The 14825-nt window shown below is 63.1% G+C and carries 12 protein-coding genes; 5 read left to right on the forward strand and 7 right to left on the reverse strand.

The annotated features are described in order from the left end of the window. Positions 1-38: 38 nt before the first annotated feature. The gene (locus tag AC070A_RS07195) at positions 39-2105 is read right to left on the reverse strand and encodes an FAD-binding oxidoreductase (protein WP_112994026.1); all 2067 of its coding nucleotides are present in this window, start codon (positions 2103-2105) and stop codon (positions 39-41) included. Positions 2106-2163: 58 nt separating this feature from the next. Beyond that, positions 2164-2775, reverse strand: a complete 612-nt coding sequence (locus AC070A_RS07200) for a glutathione S-transferase family protein (protein WP_057251266.1) — start codon at positions 2773-2775, stop codon at positions 2164-2166. Positions 2776-2921: 146 nt separating this feature from the next. Here AC070A_RS07200 and AC070A_RS07205 point away from each other — a divergent pair, with 146 nt between their 5' ends. Then, positions 2922-3815 (forward strand): LysR family transcriptional regulator, encoded by an 894-nt coding sequence (locus tag AC070A_RS07205; protein ID WP_057251267.1) that lies wholly within the window; start codon positions 2922-2924, stop codon positions 3813-3815. Positions 3816-3843: 28 nt separating this feature from the next. Here AC070A_RS07205 and AC070A_RS07210 read toward each other — a convergent pair whose 3' ends face one another. Together AC070A_RS07210 and AC070A_RS07215 are read right to left on the reverse strand one after the other, a co-directional pair. Further along, positions 3844-4647 carry a LytR/AlgR family response regulator transcription factor gene (locus AC070A_RS07210; protein ID WP_057251268.1) on the reverse strand — a complete coding sequence of 268 codons (804 nt, stop codon included), beginning with the start codon at positions 4645-4647 and terminating at the stop codon, positions 3844-3846. Beyond that, complete coding sequence (locus AC070A_RS07215) at positions 4644-5738, reverse strand: sensor histidine kinase (protein ID WP_057251269.1); 1095 nt, start codon at positions 5736-5738, stop codon at positions 4644-4646. Before AC070A_RS07215 ends, AC070A_RS07210 begins: the two co-directional genes overlap by 4 nt. A gap of 28 nt (positions 5739-5766) precedes the next feature. Between AC070A_RS07215 and AC070A_RS07220 the strand changes: the two genes are divergently transcribed. The 3 genes from AC070A_RS07220 to AC070A_RS07230 all read left to right on the forward strand — a co-directional run bounded on the left by AC070A_RS07220 (position 5767) and on the right by AC070A_RS07230 (position 9901). Then, entirely contained in the window at positions 5767-6096 is a 330-nt protein-coding gene (locus AC070A_RS07220; RefSeq protein ID WP_162727944.1) for a hypothetical protein, read from the forward strand. A 188-nt stretch (positions 6097-6284) separates the two neighbouring features. Further along, complete coding sequence (locus AC070A_RS07225) at positions 6285-9362, forward strand: autotransporter family protein (protein WP_162727943.1); 3078 nt, start codon at positions 6285-6287, stop codon at positions 9360-9362. After that, positions 9362-9901 carry an invasion associated locus B family protein gene (locus AC070A_RS07230; protein WP_112994024.1) on the forward strand — a complete coding sequence of 180 codons (540 nt, stop codon included), beginning with the start codon at positions 9362-9364 and terminating at the stop codon, positions 9899-9901. The genes AC070A_RS07225 and AC070A_RS07230 overlap by 1 nt, the downstream gene beginning before the upstream one ends. Before the next feature lie 41 nt (positions 9902-9942). On the opposite strand, the gene AC070A_RS07235 is transcribed toward AC070A_RS07230, so the two are convergent. After that, on the reverse strand, positions 9943-11736 hold the full coding sequence (locus AC070A_RS07235; protein WP_057251273.1) for a PAS domain-containing HWE histidine kinase family protein: 1794 nt from the start codon (positions 11734-11736) through the stop codon (positions 9943-9945). Positions 11737-11939: 203 nt separating this feature from the next. Beyond that, positions 11940-12698, reverse strand: a complete 759-nt coding sequence (locus AC070A_RS07240; protein WP_057251285.1) for a sulfite exporter TauE/SafE family protein — start codon at positions 12696-12698, stop codon at positions 11940-11942. Positions 12699-12937: 239 nt separating this feature from the next. On the opposite strand from AC070A_RS07240, the gene AC070A_RS07245 reads away from it, so the two are divergent. After that, positions 12938-14281 (forward strand): aminotransferase-like domain-containing protein, encoded by a 1344-nt coding sequence (locus AC070A_RS07245; protein WP_112994023.1) that lies wholly within the window; start codon positions 12938-12940, stop codon positions 14279-14281. A 37-nt stretch (positions 14282-14318) separates the two neighbouring features. Here the strand turns inward: AC070A_RS07245 and AC070A_RS07250 are convergent, their stop codons facing one another. Continuing rightward, on the reverse strand, positions 14319-14783 hold the full coding sequence (locus AC070A_RS07250; RefSeq protein ID WP_057251275.1) for a MaoC family dehydratase: 465 nt from the start codon (positions 14781-14783) through the stop codon (positions 14319-14321). Positions 14784-14825 lie beyond the last annotated feature (42 nt).

Consider the following 14825-nt stretch of genomic DNA (forward strand, 5'->3'; position numbering starts at 1 on the left):
CTGATGATGTGGTGCATCATCAATAGCCGAACCAGAGCTCAGAGCGAAAGATGCAGTTTGCGTTCCTCGCCGTCCGCCGGAAAGGCGCAGCAGATCAGCGCCTCGCCCTCTGCCACCGGGAAGGAGGGCAGCGACGGGTAGGTCACCTTCCCCTCGAGCACCGGCGTTCTGCAGGAGCCGCAACTGCCGTTGCGGCAACCGAACTCGGGCGTCAGCCCGCGCGCTTCGGCGAGATCGAGGAGGTTGCCGTCGCCCGGCTGCCAACGGGTCTCCTTGGCGGATCTCGCGAAGACGACGTGCACGGGAGCGCTGGCGGGCGGTGGCATGATCGGCCCAACACCGCCGTCCGGCCGCCGGGTCAGCGACGAGAGCCCGAAGGCTTCCGCATGGATGCGGGCATCGGCCACATTAAGCCCGCGCAATCCGTCATAGAGCGACTGCGTGAAAGCCGCCGGGCCGCAGAGATAGAAGTCGTAGTCGTCGAAGGGCAGGGTGGACTTGAGGTGGCTGATATCGATCCGGCCGCCGACGTCATAGTCCTGCCCTTCGGTCGCGGTCTCCGGCTGGCTGAGCGCGCGTATGAGGCGGATGTTGCCCTCGCCTTCCTCGACCAGAGCGGCAATTTCCCGCTCGAAGGCGCGTTCGTCTCGGGACCGAGCGGCCTGGAAAAGCCAGGTTGGGCGCGTGCGGCGCTTGCGGCGCCCCTCGTGGACGATGTGCTGCAACATGGCGACCATCGGCGTGATGCCGACGCCGGCGCCGATCAGCACCGCCGGTCGCCGCTCGGTGCCATCGATCGTGAAGCTGCCGGCCGGCGCGCGCGCCTCGATCCGGTCGCCGGGTTTCAGCCCGTGCAGGTATTGCGAGACGGTGCCGTCATTCTTGACACTGATGCGATAGAAGGCGTCGGTCGGGGCGGAAGAGAGCGTGTAGCTTCTGACAAGCGCCTTGCCGTCCGCGTCTATCCTCACCCGAATCGGCAGGTGCTGGCCGGCCTGGTGAGCCATGAGACCGACGCCATCGTCCGGCGCGAGGTAGAGCGAGCGGATCGTCGTGCTTTCCTCTTCGACGCGCGCCACGCGGAATGGGCGCCACTCCTCGGCAAGGGCCGCGGCCTGCAGGTGCACCTTCGCCTGTTCCCAGTCACCCGTTGTCAGCAGGCTGGGCGACCAACCGCCATCCTCGAAGTCCCAGCGGAGCGGCAGGCCGTCCTGGCGATAAACGATCTGTTGGGGACGGAACCGCCACAGGCGTTCTGCGCCTTGAAAGGCGGCGACTTCGGGCGACGACAGGATGACCTCGGCGCTGCCGGTCATCTGCAGCATGTCGCCGGTCGCAAAGTCGACAAACAGCAGGCCGGCGCGCGGATTGACCATGAAATTGCCGAGCGTGTTGAAGAACAGGTTACCGGAGAAGTCGGGGATCGTCAGAACGTCATCTTCGCCGAGCTCAACGAAGCCGGCCTTTCCGCCGCGATGGGAGACATCGACCTGCCGCTCGCCGGTATCGCGGTCGACATAGGAGGCGACGAAGAAGGTGTCGGCATTGGCGATGATCGCCCGGGCGCGATCGTCGAGGGCCGCGTAACGGATCGGCCGTTCCGATGCCGGCTCATATGGATCGCGGGAAAAGGAGAACTGCCGGAGCTGGATATACTGCGGGCAGTTGCCGAAGCTCTGACGCACGCGAATGGTGAAACCGTCGTCGCCGTCGCGCAGGATCGCGCCATTGAGCCGGTTCCGGCGCCGGGTTTCGAGCTGGATGCCGAGCATGCCGATCGAGTGTGCGTCGCCCATGCCGGCATCCGCCGGATCATCTGGATCACGGGGCAGCCGTATGTCGAGGTTCCAGGCGTCGGGCGCCTGCATGAAGCCGGGGGCCGCGGCGCGCATCGTCGCCCAGACGTCACCCTGCGCATCGACTGCGCCGAAGACGGCGAAAGGCAGCATCGGGAAAAACTGCTGGTGCTGCTCGGGCATGAAGCTGCGGACGAAATTGCGCCCCGTCGCATCCATGCGCTCGACGACGCCGAGGCTGCGCTGGATGGCGAGTTCGCCTTCGTGCCAGGGAGACTCCGGCCGTTTCTGTTGTGCATTGTCCGGCATGATCTGAAACCTCGTTGGGGTGAGGCGCGGGGCAGTGTGACCGCCCCGGGCCGGTTCGTCAGGCGGCGAGGCCGACGGCCGTCTTCTCAAAGCCGACGAAGCCGGGCAGACGCTCGATGCGGGCAAGCCAGGCCCGGACTTGCGGGTAGTCGGATAGATCCACATTACCCTCGGGTGCGGCGGAAACGTAGCTGTAGAGGGAAACGTCGGCGATGGTCGGCCGGGCGCCGAGCAGGAAGTCGCGGCCGGTCAGTTCCGCATCGATCTGCGCCAGCACGCGATGGGCCCGGGCGATAGCCTCTTCCGCCCGCAGATTGGCACCGAACACGGTGACGAGCCGGGCAGCCGCCGGACCGAAGGCGATGTCGCCGGCAGCAACCGAAAGCCACTTCTGCACCCTGGCGGCCAAAGCCGGATCTTCCGGCAGCCAATCGATGCGGCCGAGCTTCTTGGCGAGATAGACGAGGATGGCGTTGGAGTCGGCAACGACGGTGCCGTCGTCATCGAGGACCGGAACCTGGCCGAACGGGTTGAGCTTCAGGAACTCCGGCTCCTTGTGCGCCCGGGCCTTGAGATCGACGTCGACCAGTTCGTGCGGTACGCCGAGCAGCGACAGGAAGAGCTGAGCCCGGTGCGAATGGCCGGACAGCGGATGGCGATAGAGTTTCATGGGAGATGTCCCTCGAAGAGCATGAGAACCGTCGCGGCCCTCCGACGGTTCGGGATGAACCGCCTTCGAGATCAATCTATGACTTTCCAATTTTTGGCAGTAGACTGCGGGAACGATAGACTGATTCCCGTTTTTTGGAAGGAAAGATGGATCGCCTCGACGCCATGGGGGTTCTGCTCGCCGTCATCGACAGCGGCAGCCTGTCGGCTGCCTCACGGCAGCTCAAGATGCCGCTTGCCACAGTCAGCCGAAAGGTCTCGGAGCTCGAGGCGCATCTGGGCGCCCAGCTCATCACTCGCACGAACCGCAAGATTCTCTTGACTGAAACCGGCCGCTCCTATGTCGAGGCCGCCAAGGAGATCCTGGCGCGGGTCGAGGAGGCGGAAAGGGTGGCCGCCGGCGAATACAGCGCGGTCAAGGGCGACCTGACGATCTCTGCCCCGATCGTCTTCGGTCGCCTGCACGTTCTTCCCGTCGTCGTGGACTTCCTGAAGGCTCATCCTGAGATCGATATGCGGCTGGCGCTGGGTGACCGGTTTGCCAATCTCGTTGACGACCATATCGACTTGGCACTTCGGATCGGCAACCTTCCCGATAGCAACCTGGTGGCGACCAGGCTCGGCTCAGTCCGCCGCGTGGTCTATGCAAGCCCCGGCTATGTTGCGCAGCACGGCGCCCCCGGGCATCCGAACGAACTCGCCGAGCACGACTGCATCACGTTCGAAAACGTCACGGCCGCCCATGTCTGGCGCTTCCTTGACGATGGACGCGAACTGGCGGCGCCGATCCGGTCGCGGTTGATCGTAAACACGGCGGAATCGGCCGTCGATGCCGCCATCTCCGGCCTTGGCCTGACGCGGGTGCTTTCCTATCAGGTGGCGCGTCCCGTCTCGGAAGGGTTGCTCGTTCCGTTGCTGGAGGCATTCGAACACCCGCCGCTTCCGGTCCAGCTGGTCTATCTCCCGCAGGGCCTCGTGCCAATGAAGCTCAGGGCCTTCGTGGATTTTGCGGTGCCGCGGCTGCGCGGCGTCTTGCGCTAAAGCCGATCCATCGCCCCGGTTTCGGCCCTCAGTCCGCTTGCGGGCGCTCGCCGGTGGTCGGCCGGATATGGCGCGCATAGGTTCGCCCGACGCGAATTTCGCTGCCGTCGGAAAGAAGGGCAATGAGGGCTGCGAAGGGGGCCTGCTTCAGCCCCACGATACAGTCGCGGCGCACGATCGAGCTGCGGTGAAGCCGCAGAAACTCTGCCGGGTCGAGCCGGCGTTCAAGCGAAGCCAGGCTTTCGTGATGCAGATAGGACCGGCCTTCGATGTGGATGCGGACATAATCGCGCTCCGCCTGGAAACGCACGACCCGGTCGAGCGCGACACGAACGAATTCTCCGCGGGATTTGATCCAGAGATCGGCCGACTGGGTTTCGTGTTTGCGCAGCGCCTGTCGCAGCGCCCGCACGGTTTCGTTGAGTTCCACCACACGTTCGATGCTCGTTCTTGCCGCAATCGCCACGCGTGCCCGCTCGATTGCGGTGCGCAGGCGGTTCGCCTCGATCGGCTTGGTGACATAGTCGACGGCAGCCGCCTCGAAGGCGCGAAGCGCATAGTGATCGAAGGCGGTCACGAAGACGACCGCGGGCGCGTTGCTGCCCACTTGCTCCAGGATGTCGAAGCCGGTGCCGCCAGGCATCTGGATATCAAGCAGGATCACGTCCGGCTGCAGCTCGGCGATGAGACTGCAGGCCTGCTGGACATTGCCGGCCGTCCCCAAGACCTCGACCCCTGGCATCGCGCCGAGCAGGCGCAGCAAGCGGCGTCTGGCGAGCGGCTCATCGTCGATGATGAGGATCGAAAGGGAGACTGTCTGGATTTCGTTCATGCAAGCCTCAGGGGCATTGTAATTGCGGCTCTGAAACGCCTGGGCGTCACGAGCCCGGATACACAGGCCCCGACCCCCGGAAACCGCGCCTGGACGCGATCGGCGACATTCTTGAGGCCGATCCCGGTGCCGGAGGACTGGCGCCGCCCACTATTGGTCTCCGCGGCGATATCGTTCTCGACGGCAATCTCAAGCGACTGACCGACCTTGGCGGCGCTGATGACGATCTCGACCTGTTCAGGCGAGCGGCCAACGCCGTGTTTGACCGCGTTCTCGATCAGGGGCTGCAGGATCAGGCTTGGCACCAGTGCCTCTTCCAGGCCGCTGGCAATGTCCATCCTGAGTTTCATCCGGTCGGAATAGCGCTCGCCTTCGATGTGAAGGTAGCCGGCTTGCAAGGCCAGTTCATCCGCCAGCCGCACGTCGTGCAAAGGATCGAGCTCCAGGGTCGTACGCAGAAAGTTGGAAAGCGACATCACCATGCGGGTCGCGGCAACGGTCTGCCCTTCCTCTATGAGCCCGGTGATGGAGTTCAGCGTATTGAACAGGAAATGCGGATTGATCTGGTAGCGCAGCGCGCGCATTTGCGCGGCCAGTGCTTCCTCGCGCGAGATCGCCAGGCGCCGTTCGCGCTCACGCAGCTCGAAGCTGTAGAGCAGCGCGACGAAGAAGAACGACCACCCGACGAACGTCGCCATGCTGTAGACGAGCGTATAACCGATGCTGGTCCAGTCGACCGTGACCGGATCGGCACGCACGATGAGAAGGTAGAGCAGAAAGTCGACGCCGGTGTTGGCAAAGGCGGCCACGAGCGAGGTGGCGAAGCCGACGACGATCTTGACCGCGATGTGCTGGTGCCGCACGCCAAACATCGCCGCGGCGATGCCATAGGAAAAGGTCATGCCGCAGATCATCAGCAGCAGTTTTCCCGGCGCCGACATGATCGGATCGATCCCGAGTATGCCCCACAGGATGCTGCTGATGATGAATTCTACGAACCAATAGAGGAATCCGAGCCAGAGCGTCGCGCGCCGCACGCTTGCGCTATAGGCGCTTTCGTCCACCGATTTGGTCTCATCCTCTGGTTTCATTCCATTTTTATGGTTCAAGCAAGCGCCGATGTCGATTGCCGTTCGTCGGCGAATTCAAGCCGTTTGCAGAAAGCTCAGTGCCTCGGTCGCGATTCCGCGCCGTTTGTGGAATGCGGTTATCCCAGGCTTTGCCGGTTTGCCGCTTCGAAGTCGGGATCAGGGGCACAGCACCCGCAAGGGCATGATGATCGATGTGCGAAACCGGCGCGGCGTCACCAGACCCGATATGAAGGCGCCCATCTTGGAGAGCGTTGCCCGGCGAACGTCCGCGACATACTCTGCTTCATCCGCCGAAATCGTGCCATTTGTTCGCGCCATGCAAGGCTTTATCCGCGAAGTCGGCACGCTTGTCGATTGACGCTCGTCGGCGAAATCAAGCCGTTTGCAGAAAGCCACAGCCCTTCAGCGCTGCAATTTGCCGTTTGCAGAAAGCCGAATTCTCCCCCTTCGCGGGCTTGCTATAGCCGGCCCATGACCGCGCTTTCCCGGCGTCACCGTTCGCCTGGGAGTTGTGCGCCCATCGATGCAAAGGAAAAGGGGCAGACATTGAATATCTGTGCAAAGGCGGACGTTTCGAGAATCAACCTTCTGAGTTCGACAGCGCTAGGCCGCGTCGGTCTCGTCTCGATGATGCTGGCGGCGGTGCCGCTCATGCCGTCGCCGGCAAAAGCGGCCGGACTGCTTGTTCCAAACGATGAGACTTGGTCCAGCGATCATACGATCAACGGCAATCTCGTGATCCGCGGCCGTCCCGCTGGCGCGACCCTGACCATCAACAACGGTGCCGTCGTCAAGAGCCTCAACGGCTACATCGCCGACGGGAGAGGTAGCGTAGGTACGGTCGTGGTCTCCGGTTCCGGGTCGACCTGGGACATTGTCGATGCCAATCCGAATGGGTACCGCGTGCTCTATGTCGGCGGTTTTGAGGGTGGCATCTACGGCGGCCGGGGCACTCTGATCGTCGAAAACGGCGGAAAGGTATCGGCCAAGGAGACCCATGTCGGCGCTCTGCAGGAGGGAGACGGAACGCTCGTGGTGCGCGGAGCCGGCTCCATGCTCACCACCGACTATCTGGGTGTCGCCGACGGCGCCCTGACGCTCAACACGGCTGCGGTCAGGATCGAGAACGGCGGCCTTATCAACTCCAAGACGGCTTACTTCGAAAACGGCACGGTTCTGGTGACCGGTGAAAATTCGCGTTGGATCAACACGGGCGAGCTCACGGTCGGCGACAGCCTCACGATCGAAAGCGGCGCCGTGGTCTCGACCAACACTGCTGTCCTGCGCGAGGATGAGAGCGTCGACACCATTCAGGTGTATGTCGATGGCGCCGGCAGCGAGTTCAAGGTCGCCGACAAGCTGACGATCGGCGAAGCCGGACGGGTCAACCTTTCCGTCGCCAACGGCGCCAAGCTTTCGGCCGGCGGCGGCATCGTGCTTTCCGATATCGGTGGCATAAGCAACGAAGGCATGGGCAACCTGACGATTGGCGGCAAGGTCGACCTGAATAATATCGCCGAGCCACGTGCTCGGCAGGCGCAGGCGGCAGGCACGGTCGATCCGTCGACGAAGATCGATTTTGGCCCGCGAAAGGGTTACGTCAACTTCAACCACACGAACACCGGCTATGAGTTCGCCAACACGCTCGTCGGCAAGGGCACGATCAGCAATTTTTCCGGAGAAACCATCGTCAACGGCGACCTGACGAAATTCAACGGCAAGGTGGACGTTTCCGGTGGCAAGCTGGTCCTCAAGAACAACCTCGATACGATCGACAACGATCCGGATAACGGCCCCTTGGACTACAGCGAGACCCGGTTCGAAGTGACCGGTGGCACGCTCATCGTCGATGGTGAGACGGGACGGGTACAGGGTGATCGCTTCTATACCAATGAGGTGAACGTGTTCGGCGAGATGAACCGCATCCGCGATCCGAACTCGACCTCTTTCGGTAGGCTCGGCGGCTCCGGCACGGTTGGCGACACGTATATCGACTCCAAGGCGATCATTTCGCCCGGCAACAATTCCACCGGCACGCTGACGGTCATGGGCCGACTGGATATGGCGACCGGTTCGATCTACGAGGCGGATGTTGCCGGTGACGGCCGTTCCGACAGGATCGTCGTCAAGAGCATTGGCACCAACGAAAACTCCGGTATCGCCAAGATCGGCAGCGGCACGAATGTCCAGGTGACCGCCCTCGACCCCAACACGAGCTACAAGACCGGGCAGACCTATACGATCCTGACAGCCGACCGTGCGATCGAAGGAAAGTTCGCCGAGGCTATCTCGAAATCGGCGTTCCTTGAGGTCTCGCTTGACCAGAAGGAGAAGCAGGTCGACCTCAAGATCAAGGTCAAGAACGGCGGTACAAAGCCAGGCGAAGAGCCGAAACCCGGCGAAGAACCCAAGCCCGGTGAACCGAGACCAGGCGAGCCGAAGCCCACCGAGCCCGGCGTCTTCGAAGGCGAGGCTGCGACCGGCAACCAGCGGCAGACGGCACTTGCGCTCAACACACTTGCCCAGAGTGGCCCATCGCTCGGGCTCTACAATGCGCTGACCATCCTCGACGGCGACGCGGCACGTCGTGCCTTCGACCAACTGTCCGGCGAAGTCCATGCTTCGGCGCAGACCGCGCTGATCAACGACAGCAGCCTGCTGCGCAATGCGGTGAACGACCGCATCCGCGACGCCTTCGGTGACGTGGGTGCTGCGAGCGTTCCGGTCCTTGCCTATGGTCCGGAAGACAAGATCACGACCGGTGCCGTCGCCGCCGTCAACGCCGTTCCCGCCGCGCCGCCGGCGATGGTCGGCTGGGGCCAGGTGTTCGGCTCGTGGACCAATACCGACGGCAACGGTAACGCCGGCAGCCTCGACCAGTCGACGGGCGGTTTCGTCACTGGCTTCGATGCAGCGGTCTCGGACAATGCCTTGATCGGCATCATGGCCGGCTACAGCCGGACGAACTTCGACGTCGACAGCCGTGCCTCCAGCGGTGACAGCGACAACTACCACCTGGGCGTCTATAGCGGCGGTCGCTGGGGCGATGTCGCGCTCAGGTCCGGCCTCGCCTACACTTGGCATTCGATCAACACGTCGCGCAGCGTTGCCTTCCCCGGCTTCACCGATCAGCTGAAGGCCGATTATGACGCCGGGACGTTCCAGGCATTCGGCGAAGTCGGCTACCGCATCGACCTGCCTGATGTGGCGCTCGAGCCCTTTGCGAACCTCGCCTATGTCAGCCTGCACACCGACGGCTTCACCGAGCGCGGTGCCGCGGCCGCCCTGTCGAGCAAGAGCAACACGACCGACACGACCTTCACGACGCTCGGTCTGCGCGCTTCTGCTCCGCTCAGCCTCGGCGCGACAGATACGAAGGTGCGCGGCATGCTCGGCTGGCAGCACGCCTTCGGCGACACGACGCCGTTCTCGACCATGGCCTTCGGCACGGGCAGCGCCTTCTCGGTTGCCGGTACGCCGATTGCCGAAGACGCGGCAATCATCGAGGCCGGCATCGATTTCGCGCTGACCGGCAATGCCAGCCTTGGCATCACCTACACCGGACAGTTCGGCTCCGGCACGACGCAGAATGCGGTCGATGCCAAGCTTGATGTGCGCTTCTGATGCGTCGGCTCGTCTGGCTATCGACAGTGCTGATGGCGACCTTCGTCGCCATCACGCCGCTTTACGGAGAGGACGCGGCGGCCGGGACGGCTGCCGCGCCCTCTCAGCTTTCTGAAACCTATGAGGACTGGAGCGTCGCCTGCGCCGAGGCCGACGGCCAAAAGCATTGCATCCTGTCGCAACAGCAGTTTCACAAGAGTGGCCAGCACGTGCTGACGCTCGAACTTCGGCCGGCTGAAAACGCCGCTCTGGCGGGGAGCCTCGCGCTTCCCTTCGGCCTCTATCTGGAAAAGGGCGTAACACTCGGTGTTGATGAGGCGACCGGCGGCAAGCCAACGCCCTTCCGCACCTGCCTGCCCATCGGCTGCATCGTGTCGTTGACGTTTACCGAGGGGACGGTCGCATTGCTGCGCAGGGGAACGGCCCTGAAGATCGGTGCCTTTGCGAGCGATACGGAAAAGAACGTGACATTCTCAGTGTCGCTCAAGGGATTTGCCGCAGCATTGGATCGTGTGCTTGTGCTCTCCGGCAGGGCGTAAGCCGCTACCGGGCACGATGCTCGGGGGTTGCCCATGCGCCGCTAGGGTGCGGTGGGTTCGTCCCACCCACTTTGCAGGGCCGCGTCGACCGAGCACACCAGGCCCGTGGGATGGTAGCTGATCTCCACCTGGCCATTCAGTTCGGCAGCCAACAGCGTTTGAATCAGGCGCGAGCCGAATCCTTTGCGCGATGGCTGCTTTACCAACGGCCCGCCGGATTCCTGCCAGCGCAGCGTCAGCCGGGTCGGCGTGCCGGCCTGGAGCGACCACGTGATGGAGACCCGCCCGTTCCCGGTCGAAAGTGCGCCGTATTTGGCGGCGTTCGTGGCGAGCTCATGCAGCGCCAGGGACAGCGATACGACCATCCTCGGCGGAACCTGGATCGGCGGGCCGGAAACGACGAACGTCTCCTGCGAGTAGGGGGAGATCGCCTGGTTGATGATCGCCTTCAACTCCGCCCTTTCCCAGTTACCATGGGTGAGCAGGTCGTGCGCCCGCGCCATCGAAACCAGCCGCGCTTCAAAAGCCTGCACCTCTTCGGCGTCCGTGCTGTCGCTGCGACCGAGCGTCTGCCGGGCAATGGCCAGGACGGTTGCAAGCACGTTCTTGATGCGATGGTTCAGTTCACCGACCAGGACGGTCTGCAGGCGCTCCGCCTCCTTCCGCACGGTTATGTCGTGGGCCAGTTTCGAAGCGCCGACGATGCTGCCATAGGCGTCGTAGATCGGCGAAACGCTGAGCAGGACATCGACGCTTCGACCGTCCTTGTGGAGCCGTTTGGTCTCATATGGCTCGACCTTGAGACCCGCATTGACCTGCCTGAGGATCGCAGGCTCTTCGTCAATCCGGTCTTCGGGAACCAGCGTCATGACGGAGCGGCCGACCATTTCCTCGGCCGAATAGCCGTAGAGCCTTTCGGCCCCGGCATTCCAGGTCGTAATCCTCATCCGGAGATCGATGCCGAGAATGGCGTCGTTGGAGGATGCGATAATGGCCGCAAGGCGACGCTCGACCTCCTGGGCTCGCTTGCGCTCGGTGATGTCGACGATGACGGCGGCCGCCTCGCGAAAATTGCCGCGCTCATCGCGAAGCGCGGAGACCGAACTCGTCACCCAGACAAGACCACCATCCTTGCGCAGATAGCGCTTTTCGATTTCGTAGCTTTCGCCGGTGCTCGCCATCGTCTTGAACAGGCGAGCGCTTTGGGCGACGTCTTCGGGAAACGTGATGTCGTGCATCCGCATCGTCAGCAGTTCGGCTTCGCTATAGCCGACGATTTCGCAGAACCGATTGTTGACCAGGAGGAAGCGGCCCGTCAGGTCCATCTGGCAAATGCCGGCGGCCGACTGCGAGAAAATGGCGCGAAGCCGCTCTTCGTTGGCTTGCAGCGCGCCCTCGAATTTCACGCGTTCCGTCGTTTCATTGACGATGCAGAACACGCCCCGAACCCTCTCTTCTTCGTCCCGGACGGGCGAATAGGAAATATCGAAGTAAGCCGTTTCGGGATAACCGTGTCGCTCGATGTAGAAGGGACGGTCTTTCGCGACCACCGTCTCGCCGCGTTCCAGCACGCGTCGCAGCAGAGGTTCGAGGTCGCTCCAGAGTTCACCCCAGTTTTCGCGCGCCGGGCGCCCCAATGCGCGAGGATGCTTGTCTCCGATGGTCGGCGCATAGGCATCGTTGTAGAGAGCGACGAACTCCTCGCCCCAGAACATCACGATCTGCGCCTGCGCCGGCAACATGATGTCGACCGCAGCCGCCAGGCATGGCGGCCAAGCCTCCATGGGGCCGAGCGGGCTGTCGTCCCAGCGGTAAGACTGGATCAACCGACCCATCTCTCCTGCTGCTGTGAAAGGGGCGCTGCTCTGCAGGGTGAAGTACCTCGCTTGAATGGCCAGAGCACTTCAACCCTTTGAGAAACTTAGGTCAATACGCAAAGTGAAAAGCTTTGCGGGCGCAGCCTGCGCAATACGCCCCTATGGCGCGAGATGTTGCTCCGTCGCAAGCATCTTCTTTGCGCAGGTGGGCGATACGACGGTTAGACCAGAAAGCCGGAAACGCCGTCCCATAGTAGTTTCAGCGCCACCAGAACCAGCAATCCATAGCAGGCGCGATAGACCTGCCGTTGGTCGAGCATGCCCTGGAGCCGCCAGCCGAGCGTAACGCCGCTTGGAATGGCGAGCAGGCAGATCGCCATCAGCACTCCGAGATCGGCGGTTGGCTTCGCCAGCAACAACCACGGCAGGGCCTTGGTTGCATTGCCGACGGTAAAGAAGAGGCTCGTCGTTCCCGCGTAGACCTCCTTGCTGAGACCGAGCGGCAGCAGATACATCGCCAGCGGCGGTCCGCCCGAGTGGGCGACCATCGTGGTTATGCCTGAGGCGAGACCGGCAGAAATCGCCTTCGGGGTCGAGCGTGGGCGTGCCGTGACCTCTGCGCCCCTTGCCAGCCACAGGCCGACGAAAAGCAAGGTGGTTGCCGCCATCACGATCGCGACGGTGCGGTGATCGAGAAAGCGGAACAGCAGATAGCCGAGCCCGATGCCAATCACGAGCCCCGGAAGCAGCAGCGCGAGGTCGGGGCCAGACCAGGTTGCCCGCTTGAAGTAGCGCAACCCATACAGATCCATCGCCACGAAGAGCGGCGCGAGAAGGCCGCCAGCGGTGACCGGGTCCATCACGACCGACAGCAGCGGGATGCCGACTATGGAGAAGCCTCCGCCAAACGCCCCCTTCATGAAGCAGATCAGGAATACCCCGGCAAAGGCGACCAGGATCGTCGGGACGGTCAGTTCCATCGGAGTGCCTCCGCATTCGCGCGCGTTGAACGCGACAGTGGTCGGTTGGTTGAGAAATACAGGCATTGTCTCGTTTCCAGCCCTTGCTCCGGGCGTGCGATGCCGCCAGCCTGAGCGCGCTTCGAAAAGAGCGCTCGGGCCTGCGAAACCGTCGCGGTTCCGGGCGAATGGGATTTGATGAGAATAGAATGTTCCGATATAATTCTCGGTGCAATTGAAACATTGTACTCGGTGCAATAATGTCGAGATCGGAATACCTGAAGCTTGCCGACACGATCGCCGCGGAAATTGCGGTTGGGTCGCTCAGGCCGGGCGACCGCCTGCCGCCGCAGCGTAGCTTTGCTTATGAACGCAAGATTGCCGTATCCACGGCAAGCCGCGTCTATGCCGAGTTGTTGCGCCGCGGTCTCGTCGTCGGCGAAGTGGGCAGGGGCACCTTCATCTCCGGGGAGGCGAGGCGAGGCGTGGCGGCGCTCGCAGAGCCGCGTGGTGTCCGTACCGACTTCGAGTTCAACTACCCGATCTTGCCCAACCAGACAGCGCTTATCGCAAGAAGCCTGGAGGGGTTGGCTGCTCCTGCCTTGCTCGACGTTGCATCGCGCCAGGCGATCAGCATCGGAACGCCGGCGATCAGAAACATTGGAGCAGCGCATCTCTCCAAGGGCGGCTGGTCGCCCAGTCCTGAACACCTCGTTTTCACCGGCAATGGCCGGCAGAGCATTGCTGCGGCTCTCGCGGCTGTGGTTCCGGCGGGCGGGCGCTGCGGTGTCGAGGCTTTGACCTATCCCTTCGTCAAGGGCATTGCCGCTCGGCTCGGAATTGCGTTGGTGCCGCTTTCGATGGACGAAGGCGGGGTGCGCCCCGACTCCGTTGAAAAAGCGCATCGCGAGGCGCATCTCTCGGCCATCTACATCCAGCCGGCGGTCCAGAATCCGCTGGGCGCGACGATGAGTGAGGCGCGCCGGGCCGATCTTCTGCGGGTCGTCGAGATGCTTGATCTTCCTGTTATCGAAGACAATGTCTATGGGTTCCTTGACGACGAGCCGCCGCTTGCCGCCCTCGCACCGGATCGCTGCATTGTCGTCGACAGCCTCTCCAAGAAGGTGGCGCCCGGCCTGGCGCTCGGCTTCATCGTGCCGCCCGAGCGGCTACGGGAAAGTGTGATCGCCTCTGTGCGTTCGGGTGGATGGACCGCGACGGGATTTGCCTTTGCGGCGGCCGAGCGGATGATGGCCGATGGCACCGTTGCCGCGCTCATGACGATGAAACGCCTTGATGCGCAGGCGCGGCAGAAGCTGGCCGCCGCTCATCTCCAGGGCTTCGAGGTCAAGGCCAACCCAAAGTGCTACCATCTCTGGCTGACGCTGCCGCCCCATTGGCGTTCGCAGACGTTTGTTGCGGCTGCCGCCAGGCGCGACATTGCATTGACCCCGTCGACGACCTTCGCCATCACGCCGGGCCACGCGCCCAACGCGGTCCGGCTCGCGCTGGCCAGTCCGGCAATGGATCAGCTCGACATTGGCCTCCGCACGCTGGCGGCGCTGCTGAACTCTCGGGAGGACGATTTCGTCTCGACGGAATGAAAGTCGCCCGCCTCTGCATATTCGAGCTAAATCGGCGTCAACCCGCCGCTTTCCGCTGGAGGACGAGTTTGGCCTTGAGGTTCTGCACCACTTCCCCGTGCTGGTTGATGGTGCTGCTGAGAACGACGGCGATGCCTCGATCAGGCTTCGAGCGGGAAGGTATGATCTCCAGGACCTCGCTTTCCACATGCAGCGTGTCCCCGGGGCGCGTCGGAGCCGGCCAGTTGATTTCTCCGCCGGCGCCAATGAGACCGCCGGCAAATGGCAGGCCCGTCTCGACATTGAGACGCATCGTGATGGCGGCGGTGTGCCATCCGCTTGCAGCCAGACCCCCAAAGAGCGTGTCCTTGGCCCTCGCCTCGTCGATGTGAAACGGCTGCGGGTCGAACTGCAGAGCGAAAGCCTTGATCTGTGCTGCGTCGATCGTGTGGGTCCCGCTTGTAAAGCGTTGGCCCACATAGAGGTCGTCCAGAAAGAGACGACCGGGCGTCGAATTGCTCATAACCTGCCTCCTTTCAGTGCACGTCTTTTGACCTGCAGACAT

The sequence above is a fragment of the Ensifer sp. GW101-20A05 genome (assembly GCF_059424735.1).

Excerpts from the sequence above, each read along its gene's own strand:
- AC070A_RS07245 (WP_112994023.1), top strand. The coding sequence starts at position 12,938 with ATGTCGAGATCGGAATACCTGAAGCTTGCCGACACGATCGCCGCGGAA.
- AC070A_RS07230 (WP_112994024.1), top strand. The coding sequence starts at position 9,362 with ATGCGTCGGCTCGTCTGGCTATCGACAGTGCTGATGGCGACCTTCGTC.
- AC070A_RS07205 (WP_057251267.1), top strand. The coding sequence starts at position 2,922 with ATGGATCGCCTCGACGCCATGGGGGTTCTGCTCGCCGTCATCGACAGC.
- AC070A_RS07195 (WP_112994026.1), bottom strand. The coding sequence starts at position 2,105 with ATGCCGGACAATGCACAACAGAAACGGCCGGAGTCTCCCTGGCACGAA.
- AC070A_RS07210 (WP_057251268.1), bottom strand. The coding sequence starts at position 4,647 with ATGAACGAAATCCAGACAGTCTCCCTTTCGATCCTCATCATCGACGAT.
- AC070A_RS07220 (WP_162727944.1), top strand. The coding sequence starts at position 5,767 with ATGTCGATTGCCGTTCGTCGGCGAATTCAAGCCGTTTGCAGAAAGCTC.
- AC070A_RS07240 (WP_057251285.1), bottom strand. The coding sequence starts at position 12,698 with ATGGAACTGACCGTCCCGACGATCCTGGTCGCCTTTGCCGGGGTATTC.
- AC070A_RS07235 (WP_057251273.1), bottom strand. The coding sequence starts at position 11,736 with ATGGGTCGGTTGATCCAGTCTTACCGCTGGGACGACAGCCCGCTCGGC.
- AC070A_RS07215 (WP_057251269.1), bottom strand. The coding sequence starts at position 5,738 with ATGAAACCAGAGGATGAGACCAAATCGGTGGACGAAAGCGCCTATAGC.
- AC070A_RS07250 (WP_057251275.1), bottom strand. The coding sequence starts at position 14,783 with ATGAGCAATTCGACGCCCGGTCGTCTCTTTCTGGACGACCTCTATGTG.
- AC070A_RS07200 (WP_057251266.1), bottom strand. The coding sequence starts at position 2,775 with ATGAAACTCTATCGCCATCCGCTGTCCGGCCATTCGCACCGGGCTCAG.